This window comes from Nocardioides sp. NPDC023903 (assembly GCF_040639295.1).
GTDB lineage: Bacteria > Actinomycetota > Actinomycetes > Propionibacteriales > Nocardioidaceae > Nocardioides.
Genome location: NZ_JBEZZS010000051.1, coordinates 15563 through 28634, shown reverse-complemented (window position 1 = coordinate 28634; position 13072 = coordinate 15563). Strand labels below are relative to the sequence as shown.

Sequence of the window (13072 nt, the reverse complement as noted above, 5' to 3'; positions counted from 1 at the left end):
GGGTTTTTTTTTGTCCCCCAACGCGTCCGCGCCTTTCCCCGTTTCACCGTCGTCCCCCCCCCGCTGCCGGTCCAGCCAGCTACTTGATCTCGGCGATGACTGCCCCGTTGGCGACGGTCTCGCCCACGGTGGCGTTCAGGCCGGTGATGGTGCCGCTCTTGTGGGCCTTGAGGGGTTGTTCCATCTTCATGGCCTCGATGACCACCACGACGTCGCCCTCGGTGACCTCTTGGCCTTCTTCGACGGCGATCTTGACGATGGTGCCCTGCATCGGGGAGGTGACCGAGTCACCAGACGCCGCTGCGCCGGCCTTCTTCGCGGACCGCTTGGGCTTCTTCGCGGCACCTGCGCCGCCGCCGACGGCGAGGCCGCCGAGCCCGGCGGGCAGGGAGACGTTGAGGCGTTTGCCGCCGACCTCGACCACCACGGTCTGCCGCTCGCCGTCCTCGGCCGCCTCACCAGGAGCACCGGCATACGGGGTGATCTGGTTGTCGAAGTCGGTCTCGATCCAGGTCGTGTAGACCTCAAACGACCCGTTCTCAGCGGTGTAAGCCGGGTCGGAGACCACGGCCTGGTGGAACGGGATCACGGTCGGCATCCCGTCGACCTTGAACTCATCCAGCGCCCGACGCGAACGCTCCAACGCTTGGGTGCGGTCACGCCCGGAGACGATCAGCTTGGCGATCAACGAGTCGAAGGAGCCCGGGATGGTCTCCCCCTTCTCATAACCCCCATCCAGGCGTACGCCCGGTCCGGCGGGGGGTGCCCATTCGGTCAGGGTGCCCGGCGCTGGCATGAAGTTGTTGCCGCCGTCCTCGGCGTTGATCCGGAACTCGATGGAGTGGCCGCGGACCTCAGGGTCCTCATAGCCGAGTTCTTCGCCGGCGGCGATCCGGAACATCTCACGCACCAGGTCGATGCCGGTGACCTCTTCGGAGACGCAGTGTTCGACCTGGAGGCGGGTGTTGACCTCGAGGAAGGAGATGGTGCCATCGGCAGCGACCAGGAACTCACAGGTCCCGGCGCCGACGTAGCCGGCCTCGCGCAGGATGGCCTTGGAGGACTCATAGAGCCGCTTGTTCTGCTCCTCGGACAGGAACGGCGCCGGCGCCTCCTCGACCAGCTTTTGGTGGCGGCGCTGCAGCGAGCAGTCACGCGTGGAGACCACCACCACGTTGCCATGCTTGTCCGCGAGGCACTGGGTCTCAACGTGACGCGGGCGGTCGAGGAACTTCTCCACCAGACACTCACCCCGCCCGAACGCCCCCACCGCTTCACGGACGGCGGATTCGTAGAGGTCGGGGATCTCCTCCAGGGTGCGGGCGACCTTCAGACCGCGGCCGCCGCCACCGAAGACGGCCTTGATCGCGACCGGGAGGCCGTACTCCTGGGCGAAGGAGACGATCTCGGTAGCGTCCTTGACCGGGTCCTTGAGACCCGGCGCCAACGGGGCACCGGCCTTGAGCGCGATCTGCTTGGCCTTGGCCTTGTCACCCAGGGCATCGATCGCCTCCGGCGAGGGCCCGATCCAGGTGAACCCGGCCTCGATCACCGCCTTCGCGAAGTCGGCGTTCTCGGCCAAGAACCCGTAGCCGGGGTGGACCGAGTCCGCACCCGAGCGGCGGGCCACGTCGATGATCTTCTCGATGGACAGATACGACTCCGCCGGGGTTGCTCCACCCAGGGAGTAGGACTCATCGGCCAGCCGCACGAAGAGCGCGTCACGGTCGGGGTCCGCATAGATCGCGACCGAGCCGATCCCGGCGTCCTTGCACGCACGGATCACTCGAACGGCGATCTCACCACGATTGGCGATCAGGACCTTGGTCAGTGGCTTGCTCAACGAGAACTCCTCCATCGTGAATGCATGGACATGCTAGGGGAGGCCATCTCGCCCTGCCGCCAGCCGCCCGTAGTAACGATTGTCACACCTCGGTGAGCTGCGCAAGGGACGAGGTTACTCGGCGGTACACGGCGTCGTCGACGAGCACGCCCGCATGCCGCAGCGCCAGCACGGCCGCTCCGGCCAAGCCGTCGGTGGCCACCACCGCCCCGGGAGCGACCCGGGCGGCGAAGTCGGGCTGCCGGGCCAGGACGCTCCCGGCCGCGACCAGTGGCCCCTCGACCTCAGGCGTACGCACCGCCGCCAGCGTCTCCCGCAGCCCCTCGGCCGCCTGGTCGAGGATGCCCGCGGCGACCTCGTCGCCGGCACCCGCCGCGGTGAAGACGAGCGAGGCGAAGTCGGCCAGTCGCAGCGGCGGCATCGCGTAGAGCGCCGCCGTCGCCGCGACCAGAGTCCCGGTCCGTCCGCCTTGTGGCGTTTCATCCGGGGTGATGCCGAGCCGGTCCAGCAGCAGGCCGGTCAGCAGGGTTGCGGCGCCCCGCCCGTCGAGCGGCGCCAGCCCGGCACGTGCGACCTCCCGGCCCAGCCAGAAGCCCGAGCCGACGTCCCCGAGCAGCCAGCCCAGTCCGTCCGAGATCCCGACCAGCTGGCCGTCCTCGACACGCACCGCCGACGCGCCCGTGCCAGAGAGCAGCACATAACCGTCGGGAGCCGCCGTCCCCGAGAAGTACGCAGCCAGCACATCGAAGTCGAAGACCGGCTCGACCGCCACCAGGTCGGAGAGAGCGGCCACGATCGCGGCCCGGTGGCCGGGGTCGCCCGCCCCGGCCACCGCCAGGGCAGCGCCGGCGAGCGTACCGGCTTTAGAGGAGGTCACGGCCTGTGTGACGGCGAACCTGATCGCCCTCGTGGCAGCGTCGATTCCGGCGGAGGTCGGGTTGCCGCTGCCGGCCTTTCCGATGCCTCGGCACCGTCCGTCGGAGGAGACCACGACGGCGCGAGTGCTGGTGCCTCCAGCGTCGAGTCCCAGATAGTCGTTATTCATTGACACCGTTTCGTAACAGAAAACCATTGCCAGGCGTACTCTCTCCAAATAGTTTTCGAGCGCAGGCCTCGACATACGGTCGCGGCCGGAGTTTGCTAGGTGGGTGGACTAATTGACCAGAGACGTGTTCGGAGCCTTCGATGAGCAGGTTCGCACACGCCTGTCCGAGCTGCAGTCGATGGCGCAATCCGGTGGCCTCGACGCGGCGGTCGAGGCGATGGTCGGCAGCATCCGCAACGGCGGTGTGCTGCAGGCGTTCGGCACCGGCCATTCGCAGGCGTTCGCGATGGAGATCGCCGGGCGGGCCGGTGGTCTGATCCCCACCCACGCCATCGCTCTGCGCGACACGGTCCTCAAGGGCGACCGGCCGGCGAGCGATCTCAAGGGTGGTCTCCTCGAGCGTGACACCAACATCGCCAACGAGCTCTGGGAGCTCCACGAGTTCCACCCCGAGGACGTCTTCCTCATCGCGTCCAACTCCGGTGTCAACGGCTCGATCGTCGGCATCGCGCAGCGCGCGAAGGAGGAGGGCCACACGGTGATCGCGGTGACCAGCCTCGAGCACACCAACGCAGTCACCCCCAAGCACCCCAGCGGCAAGCGCCTGGCCGAGATCGCCGACGTGGTGATCGACAACCTGGCTCCGTTCGGCGACGCAACCGTCCCGGTCGGTGACGGCGGCGTTCTCGCCGGTGCCGTCTCCTCCATCACGGCGGCCTACATCGCCCAGCTCCTGACCCTCGCCACCGCCGCGAGGATCGAGGAGGCAGGCGAGACCCCGCCCCTCTATCTCTCCGCCAATATCCCGGGTGGCGATGAGCACAACGATGCGTTGAAGGCTCGCTACGGCGAGCGCATCGGAAGCATGGCCTGAACACCCGTAAAGAAGAAGTAACGAGGAACCCACCCGAAAGAAGGCAGCACGATGTCCCAGCAGCTTCACCGGCTCGATCGCCGGACTCTTCTGCGCGGCACCCTCGCCGGCGCGGCGCTCGTGTCGTTCTCCGGAGCGCTCGCCGCGTGTGGCGCGCCCGGTAGCGACACCGACAACTCCGGCGGTGGCACCAAGTCCGCGTCCAACCCGTTCGGTATGCCCAAGGACGGCACCGTCGACGCAGTGATCTTCGACGGTGGCTACGGCTACGACTACGTCGAGTTCGCCGCAGGCGTGGTCGGCAAGGAGTTCGCGGACGCCGACCTCAAGATCAGCGCGACCACCAAGATCGCCACGGAGCTGCAGCCGCGCTTCGTCGGCGGCACGCCCCCGGACCTGATCGACAACTCGGGTGCGGACCTGATCGGCTTCAGCTCGATCGCCGCCCAGCTCGAGGAGCTCGACGACGTCTTCGAGGCCGAGAGCTACGAGGGCGTCAAGATCGAGGAGACCCTCTACCCGAACGTGAAGGTGCCCGGCACCTACAGCGACCGGTTCGTGGCGATCAACTACGTCATGACCCTCTACGGCGTGTGGTACTCCGCCTCGCTCTTCGAGGAGAACGGCTGGACCGCGCCGAAGACCTGGGACGAGGCGCTCGACCTCGGTGCCAAGGCCAAGGCCAAGAAGAAGTACCTCTGGACGTGGGGCAAGGAGGCGGCGACCTACTACCGCACCCTGGTCATCGACTCGGCGGCCAAGGAGGGTGGCGACGAGGTGCGCCTCGGGCTCGAGAACCTCGAGAAGGGCATCTGGTCCCACAAGGTCATCCAGGACATCCTGGGCAAGCTCGGCGAGATGGTCAGCCAGGACATGTTCATCCCGGGCGGTGCCGGCACCCAGTTCACCGCCGCGCAGGCCAAGTGGTCCAACGACCAGCAGGCGCTCCTCTACCCGAGCGGCGGCTGGATCGAGAACGAGATGAAGGACGCCACCAAGGAGGGCTTCGAGATGACCGGCATCCCGGAGTTCGTCCTCAGCGACAGCCCGTCGCTGCCGTACGAGGCCGTCCGTGCCGCGGCCGGCGAGGCGTTCATCGTGCCGAGCAAGGCGAAGAACCCGGCAGGTGGCAAGGAGATCCTCCGCGCGATGCTGTCGAAGGAGGCCGCGACCAACTTCGCCAAGACGAAGCTCGCGCCGACCATCGTCAAGGACACCATCCCTGAGGACGGGTTCGGCTCCGCGGCGCTGAAGTCGCAGAGCGCGATGCTCGACGCCGCCGGTGAGAACACCTTCAACTACCAGTTCTACGACTACTACGGCACCAACGCCGACGAGCTCGTCGTGTGGAACTCGTTCCTCTCCGGTGACCTCGACGTCAAGGGCCTGACCAAGGCAGTCCAGGGCATCTTCGACAAGGTCGCCGACGACTCATCGATCGAGAAGCTCAAGGTTTCCTGACACCATGCCGGACCCATCCACCACGATGGCCCAGACGGCCGGCGGCCCCTCCGAGGAGAATCCTTGGGGGGCCGCCCCCGGCCGGCGCCGCCGCAAGCTAACCCTCGACCGGGCGTTGTTCATGACGGTCTTCCTCGGCCTCCCGGTCGCGGTCTTTGTCATCTTCGTCGTGGTCCCGATCGGGCAGGCCCTCTTCTACTCGCTGACCGACTGGACCGGCTTCTCGCCGGTCATGAACTTCGTCGGCCTGGACAACTACGCCAAGCTCCTCGACGACGAGACCTTCGTCAAGGCACTGCGCAACAACGTACTGCTCACGATCGTGGTGCCGTTCGTGACTCTGGTCGCGGCGCTGGCGATCGCGGTGGTCGTGACCACCGCCGGTCCCAGCACCGGTCAGGTCCGCGGTCTGAACGGGTCCGGCTTCTACCGGGTCGTCTCGTTCTTCCCCTACGCCGTCCCGGCCGTCGTCATCGGTCTGCTCTGGGCTCAGGTCTACGATCCGGCCGCCGGCCTGCTCAACGGCATGCTCACCGGCATCGGCCTCGACGGGTTCAAGGACTATGCCTGGCTCGGGGAGGTGCGTGCGGCGATGCCTGCTTCGATGTTCGTGATCATCTGGGCGAGCATCGGCTTCTACACGGTGCTCTTCGTGGCCGCCATCAAGGGCGTACCCGCAGAGATCTACGAGGCCGCCCGCATCGATGGTGCCGGCCGTTTCCGCACCGCCATCTCGATCACGCTCCCCTCGATCCGTGACAACGTGCAGACGGCCTACATCTATCTGGGGATCCTCACCCTGGATGCGTACGTCTTCATGGCGGCGCTCGCCCCTGGCGGCGGCCCTGCCAACAGCACGCTGACGATGAGCCAGCACCTGATGAACACCGCCTTCAAGAAGAGCCAGTTCGGCTACGCTACCTCGATGGGCGTGGTGCTCGCCCTGGTCACGCTGCTCTTCGCCGCCCTGGTCTTCGTCGTCTTCCACTTCGCTGGCGGACGGGACAAGAAGGGAGACGTACGCCGATGAGCGCCGTCACTCTGGACAAGCCTGTCGCTGCCCGCTCCGAGGGCGGGCGACGTACGCCCGGCGACGCACTGGTCGCCGGCACCTCGCACACGATGCTGATCATCTGGTCGGTCATCGTCATCGTGCCCTTCTGCTGGGTGGTGCTCTCCTCGTTCAAGACGTCGAAGGAGATCCTGTCCTCGCCGTTCTCTCTGCCCGCGGAGTGGAACTTCGACAACTACGTCAGCGCCTGGACCAAGGCCGGCATCGGGACGTACTTCTTCAACACCGTCATCGTCGTCGGCACCGCGTTGGTGCTGGTGATGCTGCTGGGGGCGATGTGCGCCTACGTGCTGGCGCGGTTCGAGTTCTTCGGCCGCAGGGTCATCTACTACACGATGCTCGCTGGGCTGACCTTCCCGGTCTTCCTGGTCATCGTGCCGCTGTTCTTCGTGCTCCAGGGCTTCGGGCTGCTCAACACGCTGCCCGGGCTGACCCTGACCTACGTCGCCTACGCGCTGCCGTTCACCGTCTTCTTCCTCTACGCCTTCTTCAAGACGCTGCCCGACGACGTCTACGAGGCCGCGATGATGGACGGTGCGGGCGAGTGGCGCACGTTCTTCCAGATCATGCTGCCGATGGCCGCACCTGGCATGGCCGGCGTGGCGATCTTCAACTTCCTCGGGCTGTGGAACCAGTTCCTGCTCCCGGTGGCGCTCAACACCAACCGGGACAACTACGTGCTCACCCAGGGCATGGCGTCGTTCTCCTCGCAGGCGGGTTACAACGTCGACTTCGGTGCGCTCTTCGCCGGGGTGGTGCTGACCGTGCTTCCGGTGCTGGTCGTCTACCTGATCTTCCAGCGGAGGATCGCTGGGACGGTCTCGACGGGAACATTCCGGTAGAGATGTGACGCGGATCTCGCGCCCCAGGTTAATAAGCGCTAACCTGGGGCGCGTGACCTCCTTTCTCCAGCCCGAGCACGAAGAGTTGCGTGCTGTCGTCCGTGACTTCGCCCAGAAGGAGATCGCGCCCCATGCCTCGCAGTGGGACCGCGACCATCACTTCCCCGTCGACGTGGTCCACAAGATGGGTGAGCTGGGCCTCTTCGGCCTGACCGCGCCCGAGGCGTACGGCGGGGGCGAGGGTGACCTGGTCGCGCTCTGCGTCGCGATCGAGGAGCTCGGCCGCGTCGACCAGTCGATCGGGATCACGCTCGAGGCCGCCGTCGGCCTGGGCATCAACCCGATCCTCACCTACGGCACCGACGAGCAGAAGGAGCGCTGGCTCCCTGACCTCGTCGCGGGCAAGAAGCTGGCCGGGTTCGGGCTGACCGAGCCGGGTGCCGGCTCCGACGCCGGCGCGACCGCCACCAAGGCCGTCCTCGACGGCGAGGAGTGGGTCGTCGACGGCGCCAAGCAGTTCATCACCAACTCCGGTTCCTCGATCACCTCGGTCGTCACCGTCACGGCGCGCACCGGCACCCGCGACAACGGCAAGCCCGAGATCAGCACCATCATGATCCCCTCGGGCACGCCCGGGTTCACCGCCGAGAAGGCGTACGACAAGCTCGGCTGGCACGCCTCCGACACCCACCCGCTCTCCTTCGACGGCGCCCGGGTGCCGGCCGACCACCTCCTCGGTGAGCGCGGCCGTGGCTACGCCCAGTTCCTCGCCACCCTCGACGACGGCCGCGTCGCGATTGCCGCGCTCGCTGTCGGCTGTATTCAGGCCTGCCTCGACATGGCGCTCGAGTACGCGGGGGAGCGGCAGACCTTCGGCGGCCCGATCGGCCGCAAGCAGGGCGTCGCCTTCCAGATCGCCGACCTCGAGGTCATGCTGCGGGCCTCGCGCCTGCTGACGTACGAGGCCGCGGCCATGAAGTCCGGACTCGACTCGGGTGCCGTGACGATGAAGGAGTTCAAGCAGGCGGCTGCCGCCGCCAAGCTGTACGCCACCGAGTCGGCCGTCACCGCGACCCGCATCGCCACCCAGGTCTTCGGCGGCTACGGGTTCATGGAGGAGTATCCGGTGGCCCGCTTCTACCGCGACGCGAAGATCCTCGAGATCGGCGAAGGCACCTCCGAGGTGCAGCGCATGCTGATCGCCAGGGGTCTCGGCCTTCCTGTGGAGTAGAGCCCGTCGAATAGGCGCGAATCTTACGGCACGCTGAACGAAACCCGCGAAGTAATCAAGAGCCATCTCACCATTGACCGTTTACTGTGGCCACATGGTGTTCGGGGGACAGCTGCTAGGACGGCTGCGTCGCACCCGCCTCTTCGGAGAGGTGGTCCGCTTCATGATGGTCGGCGGAATCGCGACAGCAGTCGCTTTCGTGCTGTTCAACGGACTGGTCCACGGCTTCTTCATGGGCGCCGGGCCGATGAACGGTCAGCCGATCCCGGCCTACGTCATCGCCAACACGGTCGGCATGCTGATCAGCTACGACCTGAGCCGTCGCTGGACGTTCCGTCACCGCGTCTCCGGCCACCCCGACGGCGGGTTCACGGCCTACGTCGTGATCAACGCGGTGACGATGCTGCTGCCGATCGCCTGCCTGTACGTCACCCGTAGCGTGATCGGCTGGGACAGCGCGATCGCCGACAACCTCTCCGCCAACGTGGTCGGCGTGCTGCTGGGCCAGATCGCCCGGTTCTTCCTCTTCCGGAAGTTCGTCTTCGGCCAGCCCATCCGCTACACGCAGGTCTACGGCAGCGTCGAGGAGGAGGCCGAAGCGCTGAAGGCCGCGGCAGGCCCGACGGTGCTGCTGGCCTCGGAGCGCCGCGAGCCGGTCAACGGTTCCACAGAGCCGGCCACGCGTGACCGAGCCGGCTGAGCAGGTCGCGTAGCAGCGGCAGGCTCAACCCGACCACGTTGTGGTGGTCGCCCTCGATCCCGGTGATGAACGCCCCGCCGAGCCCGTCGATCGTGAACGCCCCGGCGACGTGCAGCGGCTCGCCAGTCGCGACGTACGCAGCGATCTCCTCGTCGCTCACGTCGGCGAAGTGCACCGTGGTGGCAGCGGTCTGCGACACCTGCTGACCGGTCGCGGTGTCGATCAGCGCATGCCCGGAGACGAGTACGCCGCTGCGCCCCCGCATCTCCCGCCAGCGCTGGGTCGCCTCCTCGGGATCGTGCGGCTTCCCCAGGGGCTTTCCGTCGAGCTCGAGGACGCTGTCGCACCCCAGCACGAGCGCCCCTTCGGGCACCTCGGGTCGGCCGGCGACCGCGTCCCGCTTGAGCTCGGCGAGCCCGAGCGCCAGCTCTGTCGGCGGCAGCCCATCGAGCTTGCTCTCGTCGACGCCGGAGACGATCACCACAGGCTCGACACCTGCGCTGCGCAGCGTCTGCAGCCGGGCGGGGGACTTGGAGGCAAGGACCAGCGTGGTCATGGCTCAACCCTAGGGGTAACGGTCCTTTACCCCGGAGTCCGTCCCGACTAGGTTTCGCACATCCAACCCATCTCAACGAGGAGAAATCCGAAGTGACGGATTACCCGCCGCCCCCGCCCCCGCAGCAGCCGTACGGCGCTGGTCCCGTGGGCGAAGTTCCGCTGAGCCAGCCGCTCCGCGGCGCGTCGCCTCGCGACGCCATCGTTCGCTTCTTCAAGAAGTACGCCTCCTTCGAGGGGCGCTCCAGCCGGTCCGAGTTCTGGTGGCCCTGGCTGTTCGCCGTGGTCGTCAACATGGCGATCAACCTGATCCTCGGTGCCGACTCGACCGCCGGCTCCATCGTCGGTGGCATCTTCGGGCTCGCCGTCCTGGTCCCGTCCCTCGCCGTCGGCGCTCGTCGCCTGCACGACACCGGCCGCTCCGGCTGGTGGCAGCTGCTCTACCTGACCTGCGTCGGCATCATCGTGCTGATCGTCTTCTGGGCGCTGCCCGAGAAGGCCGAGGGCGACAAGTACAACGTCGCCTGACCGGCGGCTAACCACGAACGGCGATCAGTCTCTAGACTGATCGCCGCTCGGCCGAAGTGGTGGAATTGGCAGACACGCAGGATTTAGGTTCCTGTGCTCCAGGGCGTGCGGGTTCAAGTCCCGCCTTCGGCACCAGAACGTTATTACTCGAACCAACCCAGCACAGTGCCGCAGATCACCAAGATCTTTCCAGGCCGCTCGTCAGAAGTCGCAGGACTTCATCTCGATGCCGAGGTCGCCGCCGTCATCGAACTTGCCGACCACGGTGACTTCTTGGCCAGGTTCGAGGGTGTCGAGGTACTTGTCGGCAACACCGCGGCAGTTGACGCTCAGAATTTCGAACTCTCCACCTGAGTCGAACGAGACGTCGTACTTATCGTCATCGAAGACCTGGGCGTCGATGGAGGAGACCACACCGCCGGTGATCTTCAGGGTCTTGCCCTTGTATTTCTTGTCCGCGGTGAACTCGCTGTCCTGGAACTCCTTGATCAGGTCCTCAGTGCTGACCACCATCGGCTTCGCCTTGGGCTTCGGCTTGGCCTTCTCCTCGTCCTTGGCCGCGGCCTCCTCGACGGGTGCCTCCTGGGCGGCCGAGTCGCCGCCGTCGGTAGCGGTGGTGTCGTCACCACCGCCGCCCGTCAGCGCAGCGATGATCGCGAGGACGACGAAGAGTCCGGCCACACCGGCGAGGTAGGGCGTACGGGACTTCGGCCCCTGCTGGGTGACGTGGCCATTAGCGTCCATCGACAGCGTCATCATCTGCTTCGCGCCGAGGATGGCGACGATGGCCCAGCCCCACAGCCAGACGCCGCAGGTGAGCAGGGAGATGATGCCGTGCATCACGTGGCGGACCTTGCCGCCCTTGTTGAGGACGGCGTTGTGGGAGTCGCGGTTGACGACGGTCCAGCCGTCGGTGGCGGCCTTGTGGATCGCCTGATCGAGAGGCGTGACACCCGTAGCGGCTGGAGGGGGCGGGTAGGAGGTACTCATGGGTTGGTGCTTCTTTCAATGCGTTGTTGTGGTCCGTACCTGTGATGGGCAGGCAGGGCTGAATTACCCGAGACCAGGCGGGCGGACAGGGATGACAGTCGCGGTCGGCCTGGGCCGGTCTCGGGTGAATCGTGGGGATCTCTTGAAACCGAGGAGCAAGTGCGGCCCGTGGGCCGCCTCGGCGAGGTCTGAGAGGAGGGTCTCCCGGCGCGGTCTCAGCGGGCTGCGGGATTTCTCTTTGCCTACCCAATATTGGGGTGCGCCATTTGCCCACCTTGGAGTCATCGACGGTCAGATGCTCACGATCACCCTTGTTGATGGCACTTTGCATCTCGACAGGTCAGCGCGCGTAGCGGACCAGAGGCGACGTAGTCACGGCTCGTAGTTCGGGCAATGACTACGCATCTAATGCTCGCTGAACGTTAGCGATGGTTGGCTCGGTGACCGGGGTGCTGGACGCTCGCGGTGGCTGTGAAACGAGCGCGAGACAAGGACCTAGGAGGTCGAGGGCGTCATCTCTGCGATTCGAGTACCGTCCCGAGACCGCACGCCGAGTCCGGGTCTGACCCGGGGCGTCCCAGGGTCGATCCCCATGGACATTGGTCACCGGACCCTCAAGGATGGAAGAACAACACCCCATCCAGGGAGAGGGATGAAGTCATGTCGTTCAAGGACAACGCGTCCAACTGGCGCGATGGCGTCCAGAAGGGCGTCGAAGGCGCCAAGCCTGCTGTTGCGGACGCCAAGGTGAAGTCGGCACCTCACCTTGTCACCGGCGGCGAGAAGGCCGTCGAGAAGGCCGGCGAGTTCAAGGCTCAGATCGAGGCCAAGCGGGCCGCGGTGGCGTCCGCACCGGATGCGGACACGCCGCGCAACCAGGCCCTGTCGGGTCTGCTCCAGGTCGGCGCTGCCGCCACCGACGTCGCCGCCCAGGCGGGCGAGTGGCTGATGGAGACCGGTGCCAAGTGGAGTGCCGGCACCGGCCCGGTGGTCGTCGAGCCGCCCAAGGAGATCCCGGGGGAGGACGCACCTCCTCCGCCTGACTTCAAGAAGCCCGACGACCAGCAGTAGACCTACGAGGCGAGGCCGAGGTCGCGACGGAGCTTGGCGACGTGACCGGTCGCCTTGACGTTGTACTGCGCGACCTCGATCTTGCCCTCCTCGTCGACCACGAACGTCGAGCGGATGACCCCTTCGACGACCTTGCCGTAGAGCTTCTTCTCGCCGTAGGCGTCGTACGCCTTGTGCACCGAGAGGTCCTCGTCGGAGGCCAGGGTGATGGTGAGCCCGTCACGCTCGCGGAACTTCGCGAGCTTGGCGGGCTTGTCCTTTGACACGCCGATGACTTCGTAGCCGGCGGCCTTCAGCGAGTCGATCGAGTCGGTGAAGTCGCAGGCCTGCTTGGTGCAACCGGGGGTCATCGCGGCGGGGTAGAAGTAGACGATCACCTTGCGGCCGCGGAGGCTGCTGAGCGAGACCTCCGCGCCGGTGTCGTCGGGAAGAGTGAAGTCGGGGGCCACATCGCCCGGCTCGAGACGCGTCATGGAGCCAACCTAGCGAACATTCCCAGGCGAACCGCAGCGGTGGAGCGCGCAGTGGACGTACGCCGGTTGCTAAGGTCTGCGCATGTCCAAGGACCAGACTTCCTCGCTCGAGTCCGAGATCGAAGAGATCCGCGACCGGCTCGCAGGCACCATCGACGAGCTGATCTACCGGGGTAGCCCGAAGACGATCGTCCAGCGCCAGGTGGCGGCCTTCAAGGCGGTCTATGTCGACCCGGTCTCCGGCGAGCCGAAGATGGGCAACATCGCGAAGACCGTCGGCGGGGTGGTGGGCACCGTCGTGCTCATGGCCACGCTGCGTAAGATCACCAAGGCCAACTGACCACTCCCCACCGGCAAGGCAACACGGACGTGACCGACAAGACCCCC

General features: G+C 66.6%; 14 protein-coding genes and 1 tRNA gene. 10 read left to right on the top strand and 5 right to left on the bottom strand.

Features of this window, described 5'->3' with window-relative positions; translation table 11 throughout:
• Window positions 1-79 precede the first annotated feature (79 nt).
• Both AB0F44_RS28485 and AB0F44_RS28480 read right to left on the bottom strand, forming a co-directional pair.
• Window positions 80-1858, bottom strand: coding sequence for a biotin carboxylase N-terminal domain-containing protein (locus AB0F44_RS28485; protein ID WP_357360501.1), 1779 nt, complete (start codon window positions 1856-1858; stop codon window positions 80-82).
• A gap of 67 nt (window positions 1859-1925) precedes the next feature.
• Window positions 1926-2888 (bottom strand): BadF/BadG/BcrA/BcrD ATPase family protein, encoded by a 963-nt coding sequence (locus AB0F44_RS28480; RefSeq protein ID WP_357360499.1) that lies wholly within the window; start codon window positions 2886-2888, stop codon window positions 1926-1928.
• A gap of 112 nt (window positions 2889-3000) precedes the next feature.
• Here AB0F44_RS28480 and AB0F44_RS28475 point away from each other — a divergent pair, with 112 nt between their 5' ends.
• The 6 genes from AB0F44_RS28475 (at window position 3001) to AB0F44_RS28450 (ending at window position 9068) form a co-directional block, all read left to right on the top strand.
• Window positions 3001-3762, top strand: a complete 762-nt coding sequence (locus tag AB0F44_RS28475; RefSeq protein WP_357360498.1) for an SIS domain-containing protein — start codon at window positions 3001-3003, stop codon at window positions 3760-3762.
• A 51-nt stretch (window positions 3763-3813) separates the two neighbouring features.
• Window positions 3814-5223 (top strand): N-acetylglucosamine/diacetylchitobiose ABC transporter substrate-binding protein, encoded by a 1410-nt coding sequence (ngcE, locus tag AB0F44_RS28470; RefSeq protein WP_357360496.1) that lies wholly within the window; start codon window positions 3814-3816, stop codon window positions 5221-5223.
• A gap of 4 nt (window positions 5224-5227) precedes the next feature.
• Window positions 5228-6253 carry a sugar ABC transporter permease gene (locus tag AB0F44_RS28465; RefSeq protein WP_357360494.1) on the top strand — a complete coding sequence of 342 codons (1026 nt, stop codon included), beginning with the start codon at window positions 5228-5230 and terminating at the stop codon, window positions 6251-6253.
• Entirely contained in the window at window positions 6250-7137 is an 888-nt protein-coding gene (locus AB0F44_RS28460) for a carbohydrate ABC transporter permease (RefSeq protein ID WP_357360492.1), read from the top strand. Before AB0F44_RS28465 ends, AB0F44_RS28460 begins: the two co-directional genes overlap by 4 nt.
• A 52-nt stretch (window positions 7138-7189) precedes the next feature.
• Window positions 7190-8368, top strand: coding sequence for an acyl-CoA dehydrogenase family protein (locus AB0F44_RS28455; RefSeq protein ID WP_357360491.1), 1179 nt, complete (start codon window positions 7190-7192; stop codon window positions 8366-8368).
• Window positions 8369-8462: 94 nt separating this feature from the next.
• The gene (locus AB0F44_RS28450) at window positions 8463-9068 is read left to right on the top strand and encodes a GtrA family protein (RefSeq protein WP_357360489.1); all 606 of its coding nucleotides are present in this window, start codon (window positions 8463-8465) and stop codon (window positions 9066-9068) included.
• Here AB0F44_RS28450 and AB0F44_RS28445 read toward each other — a convergent pair.
• Window positions 9025-9624, bottom strand: a complete 600-nt coding sequence (locus tag AB0F44_RS28445; RefSeq protein ID WP_357360487.1) for a nucleoside triphosphate pyrophosphatase — start codon at window positions 9622-9624, stop codon at window positions 9025-9027. The genes AB0F44_RS28450 and AB0F44_RS28445 overlap by 44 nt on opposite strands.
• A 92-nt stretch (window positions 9625-9716) precedes the next feature.
• On the opposite strand from AB0F44_RS28445, the gene AB0F44_RS28440 reads away from it, so the two are divergent.
• Both AB0F44_RS28440 and AB0F44_RS28435 read left to right on the top strand, forming a co-directional pair.
• Window positions 9717-10151 carry a DUF805 domain-containing protein gene (locus AB0F44_RS28440; RefSeq protein ID WP_357360485.1) on the top strand — a complete coding sequence of 145 codons (435 nt, stop codon included), beginning with the start codon at window positions 9717-9719 and terminating at the stop codon, window positions 10149-10151.
• 50 nt (window positions 10152-10201) lie between these two features.
• Window positions 10202-10286, top strand: a tRNA-Leu gene (locus tag AB0F44_RS28435).
• Window positions 10287-10352: 66 nt separating this feature from the next.
• Here the strand turns inward: AB0F44_RS28435 and AB0F44_RS28430 are convergent.
• Entirely contained in the window at window positions 10353-11141 is a 789-nt protein-coding gene (locus AB0F44_RS28430) for a hypothetical protein (protein ID WP_357360483.1), read from the bottom strand.
• Between the two features lie 660 nt (window positions 11142-11801).
• Between AB0F44_RS28430 and AB0F44_RS28425 the strand changes: the two genes are divergently transcribed.
• Window positions 11802-12212 (top strand): hypothetical protein, encoded by a 411-nt coding sequence (locus tag AB0F44_RS28425; RefSeq protein WP_357360482.1) that lies wholly within the window; start codon window positions 11802-11804, stop codon window positions 12210-12212.
• Between the two features lie 2 nt (window positions 12213-12214).
• Here AB0F44_RS28425 and bcp read toward each other — a convergent pair whose 3' ends face one another.
• Window positions 12215-12685: a thioredoxin-dependent thiol peroxidase gene (gene bcp, locus AB0F44_RS28420; RefSeq protein WP_292651693.1), complete on the bottom strand. Its 471-nt coding sequence runs from the start codon at window positions 12683-12685 to the stop codon at window positions 12215-12217.
• An 82-nt stretch (window positions 12686-12767) separates the two neighbouring features.
• Here bcp and AB0F44_RS28415 point away from each other — a divergent pair, with 82 nt between their 5' ends.
• On the top strand, window positions 12768-13025 hold the full coding sequence (locus AB0F44_RS28415; RefSeq protein ID WP_357360480.1) for a DUF3618 domain-containing protein: 258 nt from the start codon (window positions 12768-12770) through the stop codon (window positions 13023-13025).
• Window positions 13026-13072: the final 47 nt, after the last annotated feature.

Excerpts from the sequence above, each read along its gene's own strand:
- AB0F44_RS28430 (WP_357360483.1), bottom strand. The coding sequence starts at position 11,141 with ATGAGTACCTCCTACCCGCCCCCTCCAGCCGCTACGGGTGTCACGCCT.
- AB0F44_RS28485 (WP_357360501.1), bottom strand. The coding sequence starts at position 1,858 with ATGGAGGAGTTCTCGTTGAGCAAGCCACTGACCAAGGTCCTGATCGCC.
- bcp (WP_292651693.1), bottom strand. The coding sequence starts at position 12,685 with ATGACGCGTCTCGAGCCGGGCGATGTGGCCCCCGACTTCACTCTTCCC.
- AB0F44_RS28465 (WP_357360494.1), top strand. The coding sequence starts at position 5,228 with ATGCCGGACCCATCCACCACGATGGCCCAGACGGCCGGCGGCCCCTCC.
- ngcE (WP_357360496.1), top strand. The coding sequence starts at position 3,814 with ATGTCCCAGCAGCTTCACCGGCTCGATCGCCGGACTCTTCTGCGCGGC.
- AB0F44_RS28450 (WP_357360489.1), top strand. The coding sequence starts at position 8,463 with ATGGTGTTCGGGGGACAGCTGCTAGGACGGCTGCGTCGCACCCGCCTC.
- AB0F44_RS28445 (WP_357360487.1), bottom strand. The coding sequence starts at position 9,624 with ATGACCACGCTGGTCCTTGCCTCCAAGTCCCCCGCCCGGCTGCAGACG.
- AB0F44_RS28480 (WP_357360499.1), bottom strand. The coding sequence starts at position 2,888 with ATGAATAACGACTATCTGGGACTCGACGCTGGAGGCACCAGCACTCGC.
- AB0F44_RS28415 (WP_357360480.1), top strand. The coding sequence starts at position 12,768 with ATGTCCAAGGACCAGACTTCCTCGCTCGAGTCCGAGATCGAAGAGATC.
- AB0F44_RS28425 (WP_357360482.1), top strand. The coding sequence starts at position 11,802 with ATGTCGTTCAAGGACAACGCGTCCAACTGGCGCGATGGCGTCCAGAAG.
- AB0F44_RS28460 (WP_357360492.1), top strand. The coding sequence starts at position 6,250 with ATGAGCGCCGTCACTCTGGACAAGCCTGTCGCTGCCCGCTCCGAGGGC.